15 protein-coding genes are annotated in these 15,903 nt (G+C 29.6%); 13 read left to right on the forward strand and 2 right to left on the reverse strand.

All coding sequences use genetic code 11. The features are described 5' to 3' along the window. The first annotated feature begins 86 nt into the window (after nucleotides 1-86). The 4 genes from AB0T67_RS08810 to AB0T67_RS08825 all read left to right on the forward strand — a co-directional run bounded on the left by AB0T67_RS08810 (nucleotide 87) and on the right by AB0T67_RS08825 (nucleotide 4,576). Nucleotides 87-764: an NRDE family protein gene (locus AB0T67_RS08810; protein ID WP_369220002.1), complete on the forward strand. Its 678-nt coding sequence runs from the start codon at nucleotides 87-89 to the stop codon at nucleotides 762-764. Between the two features lie 75 nt (nucleotides 765-839). Then, nucleotides 840-1,511, forward strand: coding sequence for a hypothetical protein (locus tag AB0T67_RS08815; RefSeq protein WP_369220003.1), 672 nt, complete (start codon nucleotides 840-842; stop codon nucleotides 1,509-1,511). Between the two features lie 7 nt (nucleotides 1,512-1,518). After that, complete coding sequence (locus tag AB0T67_RS08820; protein ID WP_369220004.1) at nucleotides 1,519-3,234, forward strand: hypothetical protein; 1,716 nt, start codon at nucleotides 1,519-1,521, stop codon at nucleotides 3,232-3,234. Between the two features lie 4 nt (nucleotides 3,235-3,238). Then, nucleotides 3,239-4,576 carry a hypothetical protein gene (locus AB0T67_RS08825; protein WP_369220005.1) on the forward strand — a complete coding sequence of 446 codons (1,338 nt, stop codon included), beginning with the start codon at nucleotides 3,239-3,241 and terminating at the stop codon, nucleotides 4,574-4,576. An 11-nt stretch (nucleotides 4,577-4,587) separates the two neighbouring features. On the opposite strand, the gene apaG is transcribed toward AB0T67_RS08825, so the two are convergent. Then, nucleotides 4,588-4,974, reverse strand: a complete 387-nt coding sequence (gene apaG / locus AB0T67_RS08830) for a Co2+/Mg2+ efflux protein ApaG (RefSeq protein ID WP_271230856.1) — start codon at nucleotides 4,972-4,974, stop codon at nucleotides 4,588-4,590. A gap of 51 nt (nucleotides 4,975-5,025) precedes the next feature. Beyond that, the gene (locus AB0T67_RS08835) at nucleotides 5,026-6,246 is read right to left on the reverse strand and encodes a type IX secretion system plug protein (RefSeq protein ID WP_369220006.1); all 1,221 of its coding nucleotides are present in this window, start codon (nucleotides 6,244-6,246) and stop codon (nucleotides 5,026-5,028) included. 163 nt (nucleotides 6,247-6,409) lie between these two features. Here AB0T67_RS08835 and AB0T67_RS08840 point away from each other — a divergent pair, with 163 nt between their 5' ends. From AB0T67_RS08840 to hflX, 9 genes are all read left to right on the forward strand, one after another. After that, on the forward strand, nucleotides 6,410-7,762 hold the full coding sequence (locus AB0T67_RS08840) for a Na(+)-translocating NADH-quinone reductase subunit A (RefSeq protein ID WP_271230854.1): 1,353 nt from the start codon (nucleotides 6,410-6,412) through the stop codon (nucleotides 7,760-7,762). Between the two features lie 3 nt (nucleotides 7,763-7,765). Then, nucleotides 7,766-8,971 (forward strand): NADH:ubiquinone reductase (Na(+)-transporting) subunit B, encoded by a 1,206-nt coding sequence (locus tag AB0T67_RS08845; RefSeq protein WP_369220007.1) that lies wholly within the window; start codon nucleotides 7,766-7,768, stop codon nucleotides 8,969-8,971. A gap of 2 nt (nucleotides 8,972-8,973) precedes the next feature. Continuing rightward, nucleotides 8,974-9,714 carry a Na(+)-translocating NADH-quinone reductase subunit C gene (locus AB0T67_RS08850; RefSeq protein WP_369220008.1) on the forward strand — a complete coding sequence of 247 codons (741 nt, stop codon included), beginning with the start codon at nucleotides 8,974-8,976 and terminating at the stop codon, nucleotides 9,712-9,714. A gap of 2 nt (nucleotides 9,715-9,716) precedes the next feature. After that, nucleotides 9,717-10,361 (forward strand): NADH:ubiquinone reductase (Na(+)-transporting) subunit D, encoded by a 645-nt coding sequence (locus AB0T67_RS08855; RefSeq protein WP_058886083.1) that lies wholly within the window; start codon nucleotides 9,717-9,719, stop codon nucleotides 10,359-10,361. A 31-nt stretch (nucleotides 10,362-10,392) separates the two neighbouring features. Further along, nucleotides 10,393-11,127 (forward strand): NADH:ubiquinone reductase (Na(+)-transporting) subunit E, encoded by a 735-nt coding sequence (nqrE, locus tag AB0T67_RS08860; RefSeq protein WP_369220009.1) that lies wholly within the window; start codon nucleotides 10,393-10,395, stop codon nucleotides 11,125-11,127. Further along, nucleotides 11,127-12,440: an NADH:ubiquinone reductase (Na(+)-transporting) subunit F gene (gene nqrF / locus AB0T67_RS08865; RefSeq protein ID WP_369220010.1), complete on the forward strand. Its 1,314-nt coding sequence runs from the start codon at nucleotides 11,127-11,129 to the stop codon at nucleotides 12,438-12,440. The genes nqrE and nqrF overlap by 1 nt, the downstream gene beginning before the upstream one ends. A gap of 158 nt (nucleotides 12,441-12,598) precedes the next feature. Beyond that, entirely contained in the window at nucleotides 12,599-13,951 is a 1,353-nt protein-coding gene (locus tag AB0T67_RS08870) for a DEAD/DEAH box helicase (RefSeq protein WP_369220503.1), read from the forward strand. Continuing rightward, a complete protein-coding gene (locus tag AB0T67_RS08875; protein WP_101914107.1) occupies nucleotides 13,951-14,310 on the forward strand; it encodes a Na(+)-translocating NADH-quinone reductase subunit F in 360 nt (119 codons plus the stop codon). Before AB0T67_RS08870 ends, AB0T67_RS08875 begins: the two co-directional genes overlap by 1 nt. 295 nt (nucleotides 14,311-14,605) lie before the next feature. Next, nucleotides 14,606-15,817 carry a GTPase HflX gene (gene hflX, locus AB0T67_RS08880; RefSeq protein WP_369220011.1) on the forward strand — a complete coding sequence of 404 codons (1,212 nt, stop codon included), beginning with the start codon at nucleotides 14,606-14,608 and terminating at the stop codon, nucleotides 15,815-15,817. The last annotated feature ends 86 nt before the right edge of the window (nucleotides 15,818-15,903 follow it).

The raw sequence follows: 15,903 nt of genomic DNA on the forward strand, positions 1-15,903 counted from the left end.
CAAATTATTTTACGGAACAAAGTTAACATTTATTTTAGTAATTACTAAGTTGTTTTTACGTCTCATTTATCAAAACAGAATAGAATATGTGTACGGTAACTTATTTGCCTTTAGGCGGTGAAGATTTTATATTAACTTCTAATAGAGATGAAAATCCGAAAAGAAAAACAATTGCTCCAAAACAATATGATGAAGATGGCGTAAAATTAAGATATCCGAAGGATGAATTAGCAGGTGGAACTTGGATTGGTTTATCAGAAAAAAATAGATTGATTTGTTTATTAAATGGAGGTTTTATAAAACATAAACGTGCTGAAAGTTACAGAATGAGTAGGGGAGTTATTGTAAAAGAATTATTAAAAGTTGATAATCCTGTTGCGGTTATTCATCATTTTAATTTCGATAAAATAGAACCTTTTACTATTGTTTTAGTCGATTGGGAAAACGGACTAAATGCCTACGAATTAGTTTGGGATGGAGTCCAAAAACATTTTCAAAAGTTAGGAGACAAACCTAAAATTTGGTCGTCATCAACATTATATACTGAAGAAATGAAAGAATTACGAAGAGAATGGTTTTCTGAATGGATAACAGAGAATCCTACTTTTCTTCCGAAGGAAAAAATACTTGATTTTCATACAGATGAAACTAAAGGAAATATTGAGATTTCACCAAAAATGAAACGTACTCTTGTACAAACTGTAAGCGTAACTTCTATAATAAAAAAGGCTACTGATGTAAAAATGAATTATTATCCTATTTAGTAGGTAAATGGTTTTTTATTGATAAAAATCATGTTTTTAAAATTGTGTTTTTTATTACTTTCGCAAAAAAAAGTTATGAGTAAAATACGATTCTTGTTTTTATCAATAATTTCGTTGTTCTTATTTACCAGTTGTTTCGAGTTTGTAGAAGAAATATCATTCAATAAAGATGGTTCAGGAAGTGCTACTTTTACAATAAACTTGAGTGAAAGTAAAACCAAAATAGCTTCTATATTATTGTTAGATAGTATTAATGGATATAAAGTTCCGTCAAAAAATACTATCAAAAATAAAGTAGCAACGATTGTTCAAAAAATAAAAACCATCAAAGGTATTGATGAGGTAAAAAACACCTTAAATTTTGAAGATTTTATAGTTACTATTTCTTGTAATTTTGATAAAGTAGAAGCTCTTAATACAGTTTTATCAACTTTTAGTTCTAAAAAGGAAGCTTTAGTAATAAAAAATCATAAACATTTTAAGTATGATAAAACAGCTAAAATATTTACACGAAGTCATCATTTTAATATCGGAAAAGAATTTCAGAAAACTAAAATGAAAGATAGAAAAGTTTTTGAAACGGCTACTTTTACAGGTGTATATCGTTTTGAAAATCCTGTAGTATCATGCACTAATAAACTGGCTAAAATATCAAAAAGTAAAAAAGCAGTTATGTTACGTGTAAAAGCTCAAAATATAATAACCAACCAACAAAGTATAAAAAATAATATCAAACTAAAAAACTAAAATCAACATGAAAAAAATAATTGCTACACTACTATTTATAAATACAATCGTTGCTTTACAAGCTCAAAAATTAGAAAGTAAAATTCCTAATACTGCCGATATTGTAGTAGTTGCCGATGCCGAAAACTTATTTGACTTAATAAAGGTTTCTGATATTGATGACAGTCTTTTAGGTGAAGAAATATTAAGAAGTGTAAATAGAAGAAGAGAAGATAAAGTAAGTTCGATAAGTAAAGCAGGAATTGATGTAAAATCAAATGCGTATTACTTTTTTGAAAAAACAGATAGTATTTCATATCATACATTTTTAGTTGAATTAAATGATAGGAAGTTGTACGAATCGATGTTGAAAGAAAGAGATTTAAAGAAAATCAAAAAAGACGAAGGTTACAGCTATATCCAGAAAAGTCGTGAGGTAATGATTTGGAATGATGAATTTATTTTATTCGTAAAGGGAGATAAACATCGTAATTACTTTAAGGAACATAACGAGCGTTTTGAAAAACATAAATTAGAAGGACAATCGATGTATGATGTAAAAAAGTTGTTTTCAAAACAATGGATTTTACAAAAAGGATTTTCGATTGTAAATAATCCTTTATTAAATTCTATTGCTGTTAATTCAAGTTTTCAGAAGGGAAAGAAAAAAAATGCTGTTGCAACATTTTGGATGCGTAATTATGGTGAATTAATGTCTGATTTAATTGGTTCTTTTGGAAAGGAATTAAATTCTTCAATGTCTTATTTTATGCCTCAAAAGGGTAAGAATCTTTATGGAGTAGAAGAAGTTACGGCTAATTTATCTTTCAATAAAAAAAATGCAAGTCTTTTATTAGATATGACTGTTAGTGATGATATGAAAAAATCTTTCAAAAAGATTTATAATCAAAAAATGAACAGCACTTTAATCAATAGTTTTAATCATGATGAAGCATTGGCTTTTTGGAGTGTTTCTATAGATACAGAACAATTATTATTGGAATATCCAGAAATGATTAATAAAATGTATGGCGGAATGTTTCCAAAATTTAATGAAGAAATTAATATTGTTGGAGACATATTATCTTTAATTGTAGATGAAAAAGCAATGGCTAGTTTAGTTACTGGTGATGCATTATTTGTCTTAAATGATTTTGGAGAAAAAGAAGTATCTTATAAATCATATACTTATGATGACGATTATAAACGTAAAGAAGTAACCAAAACAAAACAAGCTTTGGTTCCTGATTTTACCTTAATGATTGGATCAGAAGAAAAAGAATTGTTAACAAAATTATTCAAATTAGGGCAAAAACATCATTTAGTAAAAGAAACTAAAAATGTTTTTGAAATAATAGTTAAAGATGCTAAATTACCTTTCAATTTATATGCTGTTATAAAAAATGATGTACTTTATGTTACAACATCAAAAGTAAGAGCGGTAAAATTATCGATAGGAAAAGGACTTTTTAAAGGAGGTAAACATCGTAAATTAATTAAGAAAAACTCAACAGTATTATTTGCTGATGTAAATGCTTTGATTGCTAATTTACCAAAGGAATCATTTCGAAGTACTGAAAGAAAAATGATTGCTTTTTCTAATGATAATGTTGAAGATGTTCGTTTTGTAGTTTCAAAAGTGAAAGGAAATAAAATATCATCAGAATTAAAATTAAATACAAAAGGTAAAAAAGAAAATACCTTAAAATTATTATTGGAATTTATTAACGAAATGGTAAAGTAAATAGATGCTTAAAAAAGTAATATTTCTTATTTTAATAATTATTTGTACTGTATTTACGTTTGGTTATTTTAGATATAATCGAACTGTAAATACAGCTAATAAAATTCCTGTTTCTGCGGATGTTGTTATTCGTATGAATTTACGAGAAATAGAATATACTATGTTAAAGGATGTTGTAAAACATCCTTTTTTGTATTTTAAATCGATAAAAAAGAATCAGCATAAAAAAGCATTTTCTTTATTTGATGAGGTTGTGTTTCCTTCAAATGTATTTTTTTATAGTAATAACAACGTTTTAAAAAATACGTGGGTAAGTACGACTATTGAAATTAAAAATAAAATGCGTTTATTATCGTTTTTTAATCAAGATAAATTTGTGAAAAAAACTCTTGAAAAAGCTGATTATTTTATCAATAAAAAGACTGTTTATCTTATCAATAAAAATCAATTAAGAATTGTATTTAATTTAGATGAAATTTCGAATATTGAAACTAAATTAAATACCATTTTAAATACAAATAATTATTTAAATGATGAAAATAGTATTGTTCAAAAATTAAAAAATAGTAAAGAACTTATTGCTATATCAACTAAAAGTAAAAGCTTTTTAGAACTTGGAGTTGATGAAAACGAAATATCAATAATTGGGAAATTATCTGAAAAAAACATGCCTTTTTTATCTTATAAAACGAGTGTTACTAATCGTTCAGTATTATCTTTTTCGGGGAAAGTAAAGAAAACTTTTTTGTTTGATTATTTAAAAAAATCATCAAAAGATAATTTTGAGAAATTAACAAACGTATCGTTAGATAGTATTCAAACTCATTGGAATGGTGAATTTAATATTAAACTAAATTCTTTTATCAATAAAAAAGATACTATTGTAACTTATAAATATGATGATGATTTTAATAAAATTGCAACAACAACTATTCAAAAAACAATAGTTCCTGATTTAAATATAAGCCTTGGGGGAAGCTATATTTTCACTTATTTATCATCAAAAAAAGCAATAAAAAATATTAATGGGGAAAAAATATTAGTTGTAAATCCACTTTTTAAAACTTATGCTGATAAAAACTCTAAAGAATTATTTTTGTATTCCAAAAAAGCTGTACATGCTAATTATGATAAAAATAATCAGCATGTAAATAATAAATTTTCATTGTTTTTTGATGTAGGGGAATATTTAAAAACTCAAGAAGATTCTTTAATTATTTCTAATGATTATTTAACAGGAATAAAAAATATTAAAGGAGTTGTTACTAAAACAAATAAAGTATCTTTTAAAGTTGCTTTTAAAAATACACCACAAAGTTTTATCTATAAAATATTAAAATAACATTTTACTTTTTAGTTTAAAATACCAGTACTCATTAATTGAAATGTAGGAATAGTAACTAAAAACTCTTCAGAGGTTTCTGTATTCATCATTTTATAATTCCCTTTCATAGCACCTGTTGCTGAAAGCAAAAAACAGTTTGACCTGTAATTAAAAACATCATTTGGTTTAAGTATTGGTGTTTCACCTATAACGCCTTCTCCTGCTACGTGTTCAGTATTTTTAAGTGCATCAAAAATAATCCAAAAACGTTCTAAAAGTTTTACGGTTTCTGTTGAATTGTTTTCTATTGAAATATAGTAGCTAAAAGAATAATATTGATTTTGACCATGGTTTATTAAACCATTAAAATGTGTCTTGATTGCTATTTTTATACCTTTGGTTATTTGTTCTAACATAGTCTAAATTTTTAAGTTGGTTTTACTTTAATCAATTAAGATACTGCTAAGTTACCTGTTTTGGTTAAAGTATCCATTCCCTAGTCCGATAACACGGTCGTAAGTTTCGCCGAAAGGCTTATAATATACGATAACAGTATATTCATTTTCAGTCTGATAGAAAGAGCCATCTATCTCGTTTAAATTTATTTTTTTATTTTTATCGACTGTAACATAACTGTAATTATAAAAGCCTTGTTTAAATTTTATTTTGGCTTTATATCTTTCTGAAATAGCATCATATTTCATTTTATTTTCTTCGGATAATTCATAATTATTAAACGCTCCATAGATAAAAACTTCTTTATTTTGATACGCTTCATAAGCAGCTAACGAAAAATGAACCATAGAATAATCAGCTTCTGAATTTGGGTCGTTTGCTTCTAAAGTTCTTATTATAAATTGTCCGTTGATATCAGGATTGTAAGTGTATTTTTTATCTACTCGTTCTTCATTGGTATATAAATAACTGTGATAAATATCTTTTCTTTCGGTTTTAGCAATATTAAAACTGGTGCTACGTAAATATTTGCTATCAAAATTTAAAAATTCATTACCTCCCCAAAAATTTGATTCAAGAGTATGATTGTAAATTAATTGTGCTGGTTTTATAAATTTAGGTTGAATATTATATAGAACTGTGTTCCAATTATGATTTTGAAATAAGGCAATATTAATTTCTTTATTAACATTGTTAATACTTAAATTTTGATGATTTACAGTAAATTGAATGGTTTGTTTTTCATTATTTGATTTGGTCTCTCTACTTCTAAAAACGGCAACGCCAACAGTTGTAATATCTTCATAAAAAACACAGCGCCTTGTAAATACTACGTCATAATTTTCATCTAAAATAGAAATTAAATAGTTACCACTTTTGGTGATAATCGTATTTTGATTAGGAATATCAACACTATAATGTGTATAAGGTTGAAGTGTGTTAAAAGAATTGGTGATGTTTATGATTTCATTTTCATCAAAACCATCAATATATTGATTAGAAGTTAAGCTACTCGGTTTCCAATCGTGTGTCATATGGGCAATTTTATACTGATATTCTTTATTATCAGCCTCTAAATCATCAAAAGAGAGTTTTAAAACCTGCCCAAGTTTTACAATTGCCGTAAATTGATTCGTGTTATATTTTGGGCGTAATTGAATTGTTTTGATATTTTGTGCATTAATTATTAAGTGTAATGTACTAAATACAAAGATTAATAGCTTTTTTATCATAAATGCAAATGTATCAAAATGTAAGGTAAAATTAACAATTTATTTAGAATAGATATAAATAAAGAGCTATCTAAAAGATATAAATATAAATAGTTACTCGAAAAAATCAAAATCTGTAAATTTGTTTTTTTTATAGAAAATCAATTTAATCAGTTCAGTTCCTATGTCAAAAGACATCCGTATTAAGAAAGGCTTGGACATCAAGCTCGTTGGCGATGCAGCGCAAATAACTACCGAACTTCCGTTAGGTGGCGTGTTTGCAATTCAGCCAGATGATTTTCACGGCGTTATTCCAAAAATTTTAGCAAAAGAAGGTACCGAAGTAAAAGCAGGTCAAGCACTTTTTTATTCAAAAAGTGATGAGCGCATTTTATTTCCAAGCCCTGTTAGTGGTAAAATTTCGGAAATCGTTCGTGGAGCCAGAAGAAAAGTTTTAGCAATTAAAATCACTGCTGATGCACAGCAGCAATACAAAGATTTTGGTAAAAAAGATGTTGATGCAATGTCTGGTGAAGAAGTGAGAAATCACTTATTTGCTTCAGGTTGCTGGCCATTTGTAAAACAGCGTCCGTATGACGTGGTTGCAAATCCGAATCAAGCACCTAAATCAATTTTTGTATCTGCCTACGCAAGTGCACCTTTAGCAGCCGATTATGATTACGCCTTAAAAGGTAAAGAAGCTGAATTACAAACCGCATTAACTGCATTAACTAAATTAACAGCAGGTAAAGTACACGTTTCTGTTGCAAAAAGCTCAACATCATCTCCGTTTAAAGGAATGAAAGGAGTTGAATTGCACAACGTATCTGGACCACATCCTGTTGGTAATGTGAGTACACAAATTTCACAAATAGATCCTATTAATAAAGGTGAAGTTGTATGGGTTGTTACTCCTCAAGATTTAGTAGTTATCGGTGAGTTATTACTAACTGGTAAATTTAACGCAAAGCGTACAATTGCTTTAGCAGGATCTAAATTTTCAAAGCCACAATATGTATCAGCAATAGCTGGAGTTAATATTGGAGCACTTACAAAAGGAAATTTAGAAGCTGATAATGCACGTGTAATTAGCGGAAACGTATTAAGTGGTCTTCAGGTTAATGAAGAAGGATTTTTAGGATACTATGAAAACATAGTAACTGCAATTCCTGAAGGAAATGATTATGAGTTTTTTGGATGGAATAAGCCTGTATTTAACAAGGTTTCTACATCAAGAGCATTTACGTTCTCTTGGTTAAATCCGAAGAAAAAATACGACTTAAATACCAATACAAACGGTGAGCATAGAGCTTTTGTTGTAACAGGATCATATGAAGAGGTTTTTCCTTTAGATATTTATCCGATGCAATTATTAAAAGCTTGTAAATATCAAGATCTTGACGAAATGGAAGGATTAGGAGCTTACGAAATTGCACCAGAAGATTTCGCATTAACAGAATTTATTTGTGTGTCTAAACAACCTCACCAGAAAATAATTCGTGAAGGATTAGATTTAATGAGAGAAGAATTAGGATAAGATATGGGCTTAAAACAAAACTTACATAATTTAAAAGAAAAATATAAAGGAACTAAAATGGCACCTGCGTTTAACGCAATCCATACTTTTTTATATTTGCCAAATGAGACAACTCACGGAGGAACTCATATTAAGGCCGCTGATGATTTAAAGCGTACAATGAACATAGTTATTATGGCATTAGTACCTTGTTTAATCTTCGGAATGTTCAATGCGGGTTATCAACATAACGCTGCAATCAATGGATTTACAGAAGGAATGTCTTTCTTTAGTGGAGATTTCTGGAATATGGATAATTTCTTAATCGGTTTAGTAAAAATTTTACCGTTAGTAATTGTATCATATGTAGTAGGATTAGTAGTAGAATTTATTTTTGCTGTAATTAAAGGGCATGAAGTAGAAGAAGGGTACTTAGTTACAGGAATGTTAGTTCCTTTAATTGTACCAATTGATTTACCTTTATGGATGTTATCTGTAGCCGTAGTATTTGGTGTGGTTATAGGTAAAGAAGTATTTGGTGGTACAGGAATGAATATTTTAAATCCTGCATTAACAATACGTGCATTCTTATTCTTCGCATATCCAACTTGGATGTCGGGAGATAAAGTATGGGTGGCTGATGCTAGAGAATTAGCTGGAACTGCAGATGCAATTTCAGGTGAAACTATTTTAGGTAGTTTAGCACAATCTCAACCATTAACACATTCTGTTTCTGATATGTTCTTCGGATTTATTCCTGGTTCAGTAGGAGAAACATCTACATTTTTAATTTTATTAGGAGCTTTATTTTTAATCTTTACAAAGATTGGAAGCTGGAGAATTATGTTATCTGCAGTAATTGGAGCTTTAGTAATGGGATTCATTTTTAATCAAGTAGTTGGTTTAGGATGGATTGGTGAAACAAGTAAGTTTTACGGATTAATGAGTTTAGATTTCTGGAAACATTTATTAATTGGAGGTTTTGCATTTGGAGCTGTATATATGGCTACTGATCCTGTATCAGCATCGCAAACTAACAAAGGAAAATGGATTTATGGTTTCTTTATCGGATTTATTTCGATTATGATTCGTGTATTCAATCCTGCATATCCAGAAGGAGTAATGTTAGCTATTTTATTAATGAACGTTTTTGCTCCAACAATTGACCATTATGTGGTTCAAGGAAATATAAAGAGAAGATTAAAACGTACTAAAGTTAAAACTGCCTAATTATGAGTAAGAGAACAGACAGTAATGTATATACACTACTTTTTGCCATTGGTATGGTATTAATAGTAGGTGCGTTGTTAGCTTTTACAGCTTCATCGCTTCGCCCAATGATTGATGCAAATAAACGTATCGAAAAGCAACAAAATATTTTGTATGCTATGGGGATAAATGAAAATGATGAATCTAGTGCAATCTTTGTTTCTAAAGACAAAGTAGCTGGTGAGTTTTCAAAATACATCAAAAAACAAATCGTTATTGAAGGTACTAAAGTTACTGAAGATGCGAATGCATATTTAATCGATGTAAAAAAACAGCAAACAGCTGCAAAAGCAGGGAAAACAAGAAAATTACCAGTATTTGTGGGAGAAAAAGATGGTAAAATGTTTTATATCACACCAATTAGAGGTAAAGGTCTTTGGGATGCTATTTGGGGATATGTTGCGTTGGATAAAAACATGGTAGTTCAAGGTGCTTTTTTCGATCATAAAGGAGAAACGCCAGGTTTAGGTGCAAACATAAAGCAACGCTATTTTATGGATGACTTTATCGGAGAAGATTTAATGAACAACGGTTCTTTTAAAGGAATTGGAGTTTCAAAATCTAATAATGATCCGAAGAACGAAGATAAAAATGATAACGAGGTAGATGCTATTGCAGGTGCAACAATTACAGGTGATGGAGTTGCTGCAATGATTAAATCTGAATTAGGTTTATACGTGCCTTACTTTAAAACATTGAAATAAATATGGGACTTTTATCAAAAAAAGACGCAGCATTAATTACAGATCCGTTATTAGATAACAACCCAATTACGATTCAAGTATTAGGTATCTGTTCAGCATTAGCAATTACAGCAGAACTTAAAGCTTCTATAGTAATGGCAGTTTCTGTATTATTTGTATTAGGTATAGGAAACGTTGTAATCTCTTTAATGAGAAATATTATTCCTTCTAAAATTAGAATTATTGTACAGTTAATCGTAGTTGCTGCTTTAGTAATTATTGTTGATCAAGTATTAAAAGCTTTTGCTTACGAATTAAGTAAAACACTTTCGGTATTTGTTGGTTTAATTATTACCAACTGTATTATTATGGGACGTTTTGAAGCTTTTGCTTTAGGAAACGGTCCGTGGAAATCATTCTTAGATGGAATTGGAAATGCATTAGGATACGGAGCTATTTTAATTGCAGTAGGTTTCTTTAGAGAGTTATTAGGTTCTGGTACTTTATTAGGATTTAAAGTATTAGGAGATCCAATAGAACAAACAGGATTATATGCTTTAGGATATGAAAATAACGGATTTATGTTATTATCTCCAATGGCATTAATTGTTGTAGGTATTATTATTTGGATACAACGTAGTAGAAACAAAGCATTAATTGAAGACTAACCGAGTTAGAATTCATTAAAAATATAGAAAAATGGAACATTTAGAATTATTTTTCAAGTCGATATTTATTGATAACATGGTATTTGCTACATTCTTAGGAATGTGTTCTTACTTAGCAGTATCTAAAAAAGTAGCAACTGCCGTAGGTTTAGGAGCTGCCGTAATTTTTGTATTGGCTGTAACAGTACCTATCAACTGGTTATTAGATCAATATTTATTACAACCAGGAGCATTATCTTGGTTAGGAGCTGAATATGAAGGTTACGATTTAAGTTTCTTATCATTTATTATGTTTATTGCAACTATTGCAACCATGGTACAATTGGTAGAAATTATTGTAGAGAAATTTGCACCAGCATTGTATAACTCTTTAGGGATTTTCTTACCATTAATTGCAGTAAACTGTGCAATTTTAGGAGGGTCTTTATTTATGCAATCTCGTGAAATTCCTACATTAGGTTTATCATTAACTTATGGTATTGGTTCAGGAATTGGATGGTTTTTAGCAATTTTAGCAATTGCAGCTATTCGTGAAAAAATCAGATATTCATCAGTGCCACCAGCATTAAGAGGATTAGGAATTACTTTTATTATTACTGGATTAATGGCAATCGGGTTTATGAGTTTTGGAGGTATGTTAACAGGAGGTGACGAAGAAGTAAAAACACCAGAAGCTCCTAAAGCAGCAATCAAAATAGAAAAGAAAGAAGAAGCAAAACAGCAAGCTGAAAAATTAGCTGATAACACTAAAAAAATTATAGAATAATGATATTTTTAGAAGTAAGTACAGGAGGTACGGTAGCTGTAACAGTTATATCATTTTTAATAATTCTATTAATTTTAGTAGGGTTGTTATTATTTGTAAAGCAAAAATTAGCACCATCAGGACCAGTAAAAATTACCATTAATGGTGATAAAGTAATTGAAGTTGCTTCAGGAGGAACTTTATTATCTACTTTAGGAGCTGAAAAGATTTTTTTACCATCGGCTTGTGGTGGTGGTGGATCTTGTGTGCAATGTGAGTGTCACGTAAATTCTGGTGGAGGGGAAGCTTTACCAACAGAAACACCTCACTTTACACGTAAAGAATTAGCACACGGAGTTCGTTTATCTTGTCAAGTTAAAGTAAAACAAGACATGGATATTTCTATTCCTGAAGAAATTTTTGGAATTAAGAAATGGGAAGCAGTAGTTGTAAGAAATTACAATGTTGCAACTTTTATTAAGGAATTTGTAGTTGAAATCCCTGAAGATATGGGGTACAAAGCAGGTGGATATATTCAAATTGAAATTCCAGCTTGTGAGGTAAACTATGCTGATATGGATATTACTGCCCATCCAGAAGAACATGAGACTCCAGATAAGTTTGAAGGAGAATGGAATAAATTTGGTTTAAGACCATTGGTAATGAAAAATACAGAAACTGTAGAAAGAGCATATTCTATGGCTTCTTATCCTGCCGAAGGAAGAGAAATTATGTTAAATGTACGTATTGCAACACCTCCTTTTGATAGAGTGAAAGGTGGATGGATGGATGTAAATCCTGGAGTTGCTTCTTCATACATATTTAACTTAAAGAAAGGAGATAAATGTGTTATTTCTGGTCCTTATGGTGAATTCTTTATTAATGAATCTGAAGCTGAAATGTTATATGTAGGTGGTGGAGCAGGTATGGCACCAATGCGTTCTCACTTATATCACTTATTCAGAACATTAAAAACAGGTAGAACTGTAACTTATTGGTATGGTGGTCGTTCAAAAGCTGAATTGTTCTATGTAGAACACTTTAGAGCTTTAGAAAGAGATTTCCCTAACTTTAAATTCTTTATTGCTTTATCAGATCCAACAGAAGCGGATAACTGGAAAGTTAAAAAAGATATAAATGATGTAGCCGGAGATGGTTTTACAGGATTTATTCACCAAGTAGTAATTAACGAGTATTTATCGAAACACGAAGCACCAGAAGATTTAGAATTATATTTCTGTGGTCCACCATTAATGAACAACGCTGTTCAGAAAATGGGAGAAGATTTTGGTCTTGCTGATGAGAATATCCGATTTGATGATTTTGGAGGGTAAACCTTTTATCAATTTAAAAAATCAAAAATTATATAAAAACCGATACATTATTGTATCGGTTTTTTTTTTGATTAAAAACAAAGACATTTTATCCAAAGAAATATACTTGTGATATTTGAGCTTATAAAACGTACCTTTGCACCAAATTAATGCAAATGATTACTTTTCAAGATTTAGATTTATCAAATCCATTACAAAACGCTATCGAAGAATTAGGTTTTGTAAACCCAACACCAGTTCAGGAAGAAGCCTTTCCTATTATTCGTTCAGGTAAAGATGTTGTTGGTATTGCTCAAACAGGTACAGGTAAAACTTTTGCCTATATGTTACCGATACTTCGTGATTTGAAGTTTTCAAAACAACAGCATCCAAGAGTACTTGTTGTTGTGCCAACTCGTGAATTAGTGGTACAAGTGGTTAGCGAAATTGAAAAGCTTTCAGAGTTTATGACTCTACATACTGTAGGTGTATTTGGAGGAATTCCTTTAAACAGGCATAAAGAAGCTGTGGCACAAGGTGCAGATATTATTGTAGCTACTCCAGGTCGTTTATATGATTTAGCTTTAAGTAATATTTTAAAGTTAAGATCAATCCAAAAGTTAGTGATTGATGAAGTTGATGTAATGCTAGATTTAGGATTTAGATTTCAATTATTAAACATTTTTGAATTATTACCTGTTCGTCGTCAAAATATTATGTTTTCGGCAACAATGACTCAAGAAGTTGAAGCTTTAATTGATGACTTTTTTATCGCTCCGAAAAAGATTTTTATCGCTGTAAGTGGAACTCCACTTGATAATATTAAGCAAATTAGTTATGATGTACCTAACTTTTATACAAAGGTTAATTTACTAGGTGAATTATTATCAAACAGAAAAGATTATAGCAAAGTATTAGTTTTTACTCCGAATAAAAGGAATGCAGATCGCTTGTTTGAATGCACAAAAGAAGATTTTCCTGGGCAATCGTGTGTAATTCACTCTAACAAAACACAAAATTATCGTTTACGTTCTATTGAGCAATTCAATAAAGGCGAAAAACGTATCTTAATAGCAACTGATGTTATTGCTCGTGGATTAGATTTATCAGAAGTTACCCACGTAATTAACTTTAACACACCTTATTTTCCTGAAAATTATATGCACAGAATCGGTAGAACTGGTCGTGCAGAAAAAGAAGGAACTTCAATTCTTTTTTCAACAGAAGCAGAATTACCAGCTAAAGCGAGAATTGAAGAATTGATGAATTATGAAATTCCACTATTCGAAATTCCTGAGCATGTTGAAATTTCTAAAGAATTAACAGAGGAAGAACGTCCGAAAGAAGACGGAGAAAAGAATAAAAACAGAACTTCTTTAGAGTATGTTCCTGGTCCTGCTTTTCATGAAAAAAGTGAAAAGAATAGTAAAACAAATCAAGGTGGTTCTTATCGTAGAGAAATTGCGAAAAAATATAAAAAGCCGAAAACAAAAGGTGATAAGAATTATAACATGCGTAATAAGAAAAAATAATGCAAGTACTTACTAAACAAGAGCTTCATAATTTAGGGATGAATATTGCTGGTAAAAAGCTTCAGGAAATGGGCTATGAGTTTGTTGCTATTAATAGCGCATTAAAAAAACATCCTCAGTTTGTGTTATATAAAAAAGGTGAACCTACTATTTTTGTGTTGGTAAAAACAACCAATAATATTCAAACACCTGAAGATTACGATGTTTTATGGATGGAAACATTTAAACAACATGCCGAAAAAAATAATGCAAAAATTTGGTTTGCAGGTATTGGTATTGCAAATTCAGAAAGCGTTGAAATGCCTGTTTTTAAAGATCAACCTTATTATGTGGCATTTGAAGATTTTATCAAAATATAATTTTATCAATATAAAAAAACACTCATTTTGTAAAAAGTGAGTGTTTTTTTATGCTTAAATTTTAAAAATTATTTGAAGCTATTTCCCGCTTTCCGCACTCGCTTTTTTTGTTTGAAAAAAACAAAAAAGAGCTCAAACAATTGCTTCAATCGGGGCTAGGCAACTTAACTAAACTCTTCTAATTATTTAAAATATTTTGATATCTTTTTAAATAAAAAATCAACAAATAAAACAAAGTATAAAGAACAAATGAAAAAAGAGTTGTTCAATTGATAAAATTGTATTTTTGCATCGTATGGAAGAAACACGTGAAGAAATAATCGAAAAAGCGGTTTTAATTGGTATTATAACCCAAAAACAAAACGAAAAACAATCTGAAGAATATTTAGATGAGTTAGAGTTTTTGACTTTAACAGCAGGAGGAGTTGCTGTAAAACGCTTTGTTCAGAAAATGGAAAAACCAAATCCTAAAACTTTTTTAGGAACTGGTAAATTAGAAGAAGTAAGAATGTATATCGCATCAAAGGGCATCAGTATTGCCATTTTTGATGACGAATTATCGCCTGCGCAATTGCGTAATATTGAGAATGAATTAGGATGTAAAGTATTAGATAGAACAAATTTAATATTAGATATTTTTGCAGGAAGAGCGCAAACAAGTTCTGCAAAAGCACAAGTAGAATTGGCACAATGTCAATATTTATTACCTCGATTAACAAGGTTATGGACTCACCTTGATAAGCAAAAAGGTGGAATCGGAATGCGTGGACCTGGTGAAACAGAAATTGAAACTGACCGTCGTATTATTAGAGAAAAAATTACCTTATTAAAGAAAAAACTTTCTACTATTGACCGTCAAATGGCAGTTCAAAGAAAGAATAGAGGTAAAATGGTGCGTGTTGCATTAGTTGGATATACCAATGTTGGTAAATCGACTTTAATGAACGTAATCAGTAAAAGTGATGTTTTTGCTGAAAACAAATTATTTGCAACTTTAGATACTACAGTAAGAAAAGTTGTAATTAAGAACATTCCTTTTTTAATGACCGATACTGTTGGTTTCATTAGAAAGTTACCTACACAATTAGTAGAGTCATTTAAATCTACTTTAGATGAAGTTCGTGAAGCTGATTTATTATTACATGTAGTAGATATTTGTCATCCAAATTTTGAAGATCATATTGCATCTGTAAATAAAATTTTAGATGAAATAGGAGCTTCAAATAAACCAATTTTAATGGTTTTTAATAAAATTGATGCTTATACTCATGATACAATTGAAGAGGATGATTTAATTACCGAGAAATCTAAAAATCATTATACACTTGATGATTGGAAGAACACTTGGATGAATGATTTAGGAAAAGAAAGTCTTTTTATATCAGCATTAAATAAAGATAATTTAGAAGATTTTAAAGAAAGAGTATATAATGAAGTTAAGAAAATACATATTCAACGATTTCCTTACAATAACTTCTTATACGAAGACAATTTACCAATAGAGTAAACACTTAGTTTAACATAGCTTAATGTAAAAAGTACATAGATATTTTGTGTCTATGTACTTTTTGTTGTATATTGAGGTATCTCTTA

The organism is Tenacibaculum salmonis (assembly GCF_041053065.1).
GTDB classification, from domain to species: domain Bacteria; phylum Bacteroidota; class Bacteroidia; order Flavobacteriales; family Flavobacteriaceae; genus Polaribacter; species Polaribacter pacificus_A.

Excerpts from the sequence above, each read along its gene's own strand:
- nqrF (WP_369220010.1), top strand. The coding sequence starts at position 11,127 with ATGATATTTTTAGAAGTAAGTACAGGAGGTACGGTAGCTGTAACAGTT.
- hflX (WP_369220011.1), top strand. The coding sequence starts at position 14,606 with ATGGAAGAAACACGTGAAGAAATAATCGAAAAAGCGGTTTTAATTGGT.
- AB0T67_RS08825 (WP_369220005.1), top strand. The coding sequence starts at position 3,239 with ATGCTTAAAAAAGTAATATTTCTTATTTTAATAATTATTTGTACTGTA.
- AB0T67_RS08845 (WP_369220007.1), top strand. The coding sequence starts at position 7,766 with ATGGGCTTAAAACAAAACTTACATAATTTAAAAGAAAAATATAAAGGA.
- AB0T67_RS08850 (WP_369220008.1), top strand. The coding sequence starts at position 8,974 with ATGAGTAAGAGAACAGACAGTAATGTATATACACTACTTTTTGCCATT.
- nqrE (WP_369220009.1), top strand. The coding sequence starts at position 10,393 with ATGGAACATTTAGAATTATTTTTCAAGTCGATATTTATTGATAACATG.
- AB0T67_RS08840 (WP_271230854.1), top strand. The coding sequence starts at position 6,410 with ATGTCAAAAGACATCCGTATTAAGAAAGGCTTGGACATCAAGCTCGTT.
- apaG (WP_271230856.1), bottom strand. The coding sequence starts at position 4,974 with ATGTTAGAACAAATAACCAAAGGTATAAAAATAGCAATCAAGACACAT.
- AB0T67_RS08835 (WP_369220006.1), bottom strand. The coding sequence starts at position 6,246 with ATGATAAAAAAGCTATTAATCTTTGTATTTAGTACATTACACTTAATA.
- AB0T67_RS08875 (WP_101914107.1), top strand. The coding sequence starts at position 13,951 with ATGCAAGTACTTACTAAACAAGAGCTTCATAATTTAGGGATGAATATT.
- AB0T67_RS08815 (WP_369220003.1), top strand. The coding sequence starts at position 840 with ATGAGTAAAATACGATTCTTGTTTTTATCAATAATTTCGTTGTTCTTA.
- AB0T67_RS08810 (WP_369220002.1), top strand. The coding sequence starts at position 87 with ATGTGTACGGTAACTTATTTGCCTTTAGGCGGTGAAGATTTTATATTA.
- AB0T67_RS08855 (WP_058886083.1), top strand. The coding sequence starts at position 9,717 with ATGGGACTTTTATCAAAAAAAGACGCAGCATTAATTACAGATCCGTTA.
- AB0T67_RS08820 (WP_369220004.1), top strand. The coding sequence starts at position 1,519 with ATGAAAAAAATAATTGCTACACTACTATTTATAAATACAATCGTTGCT.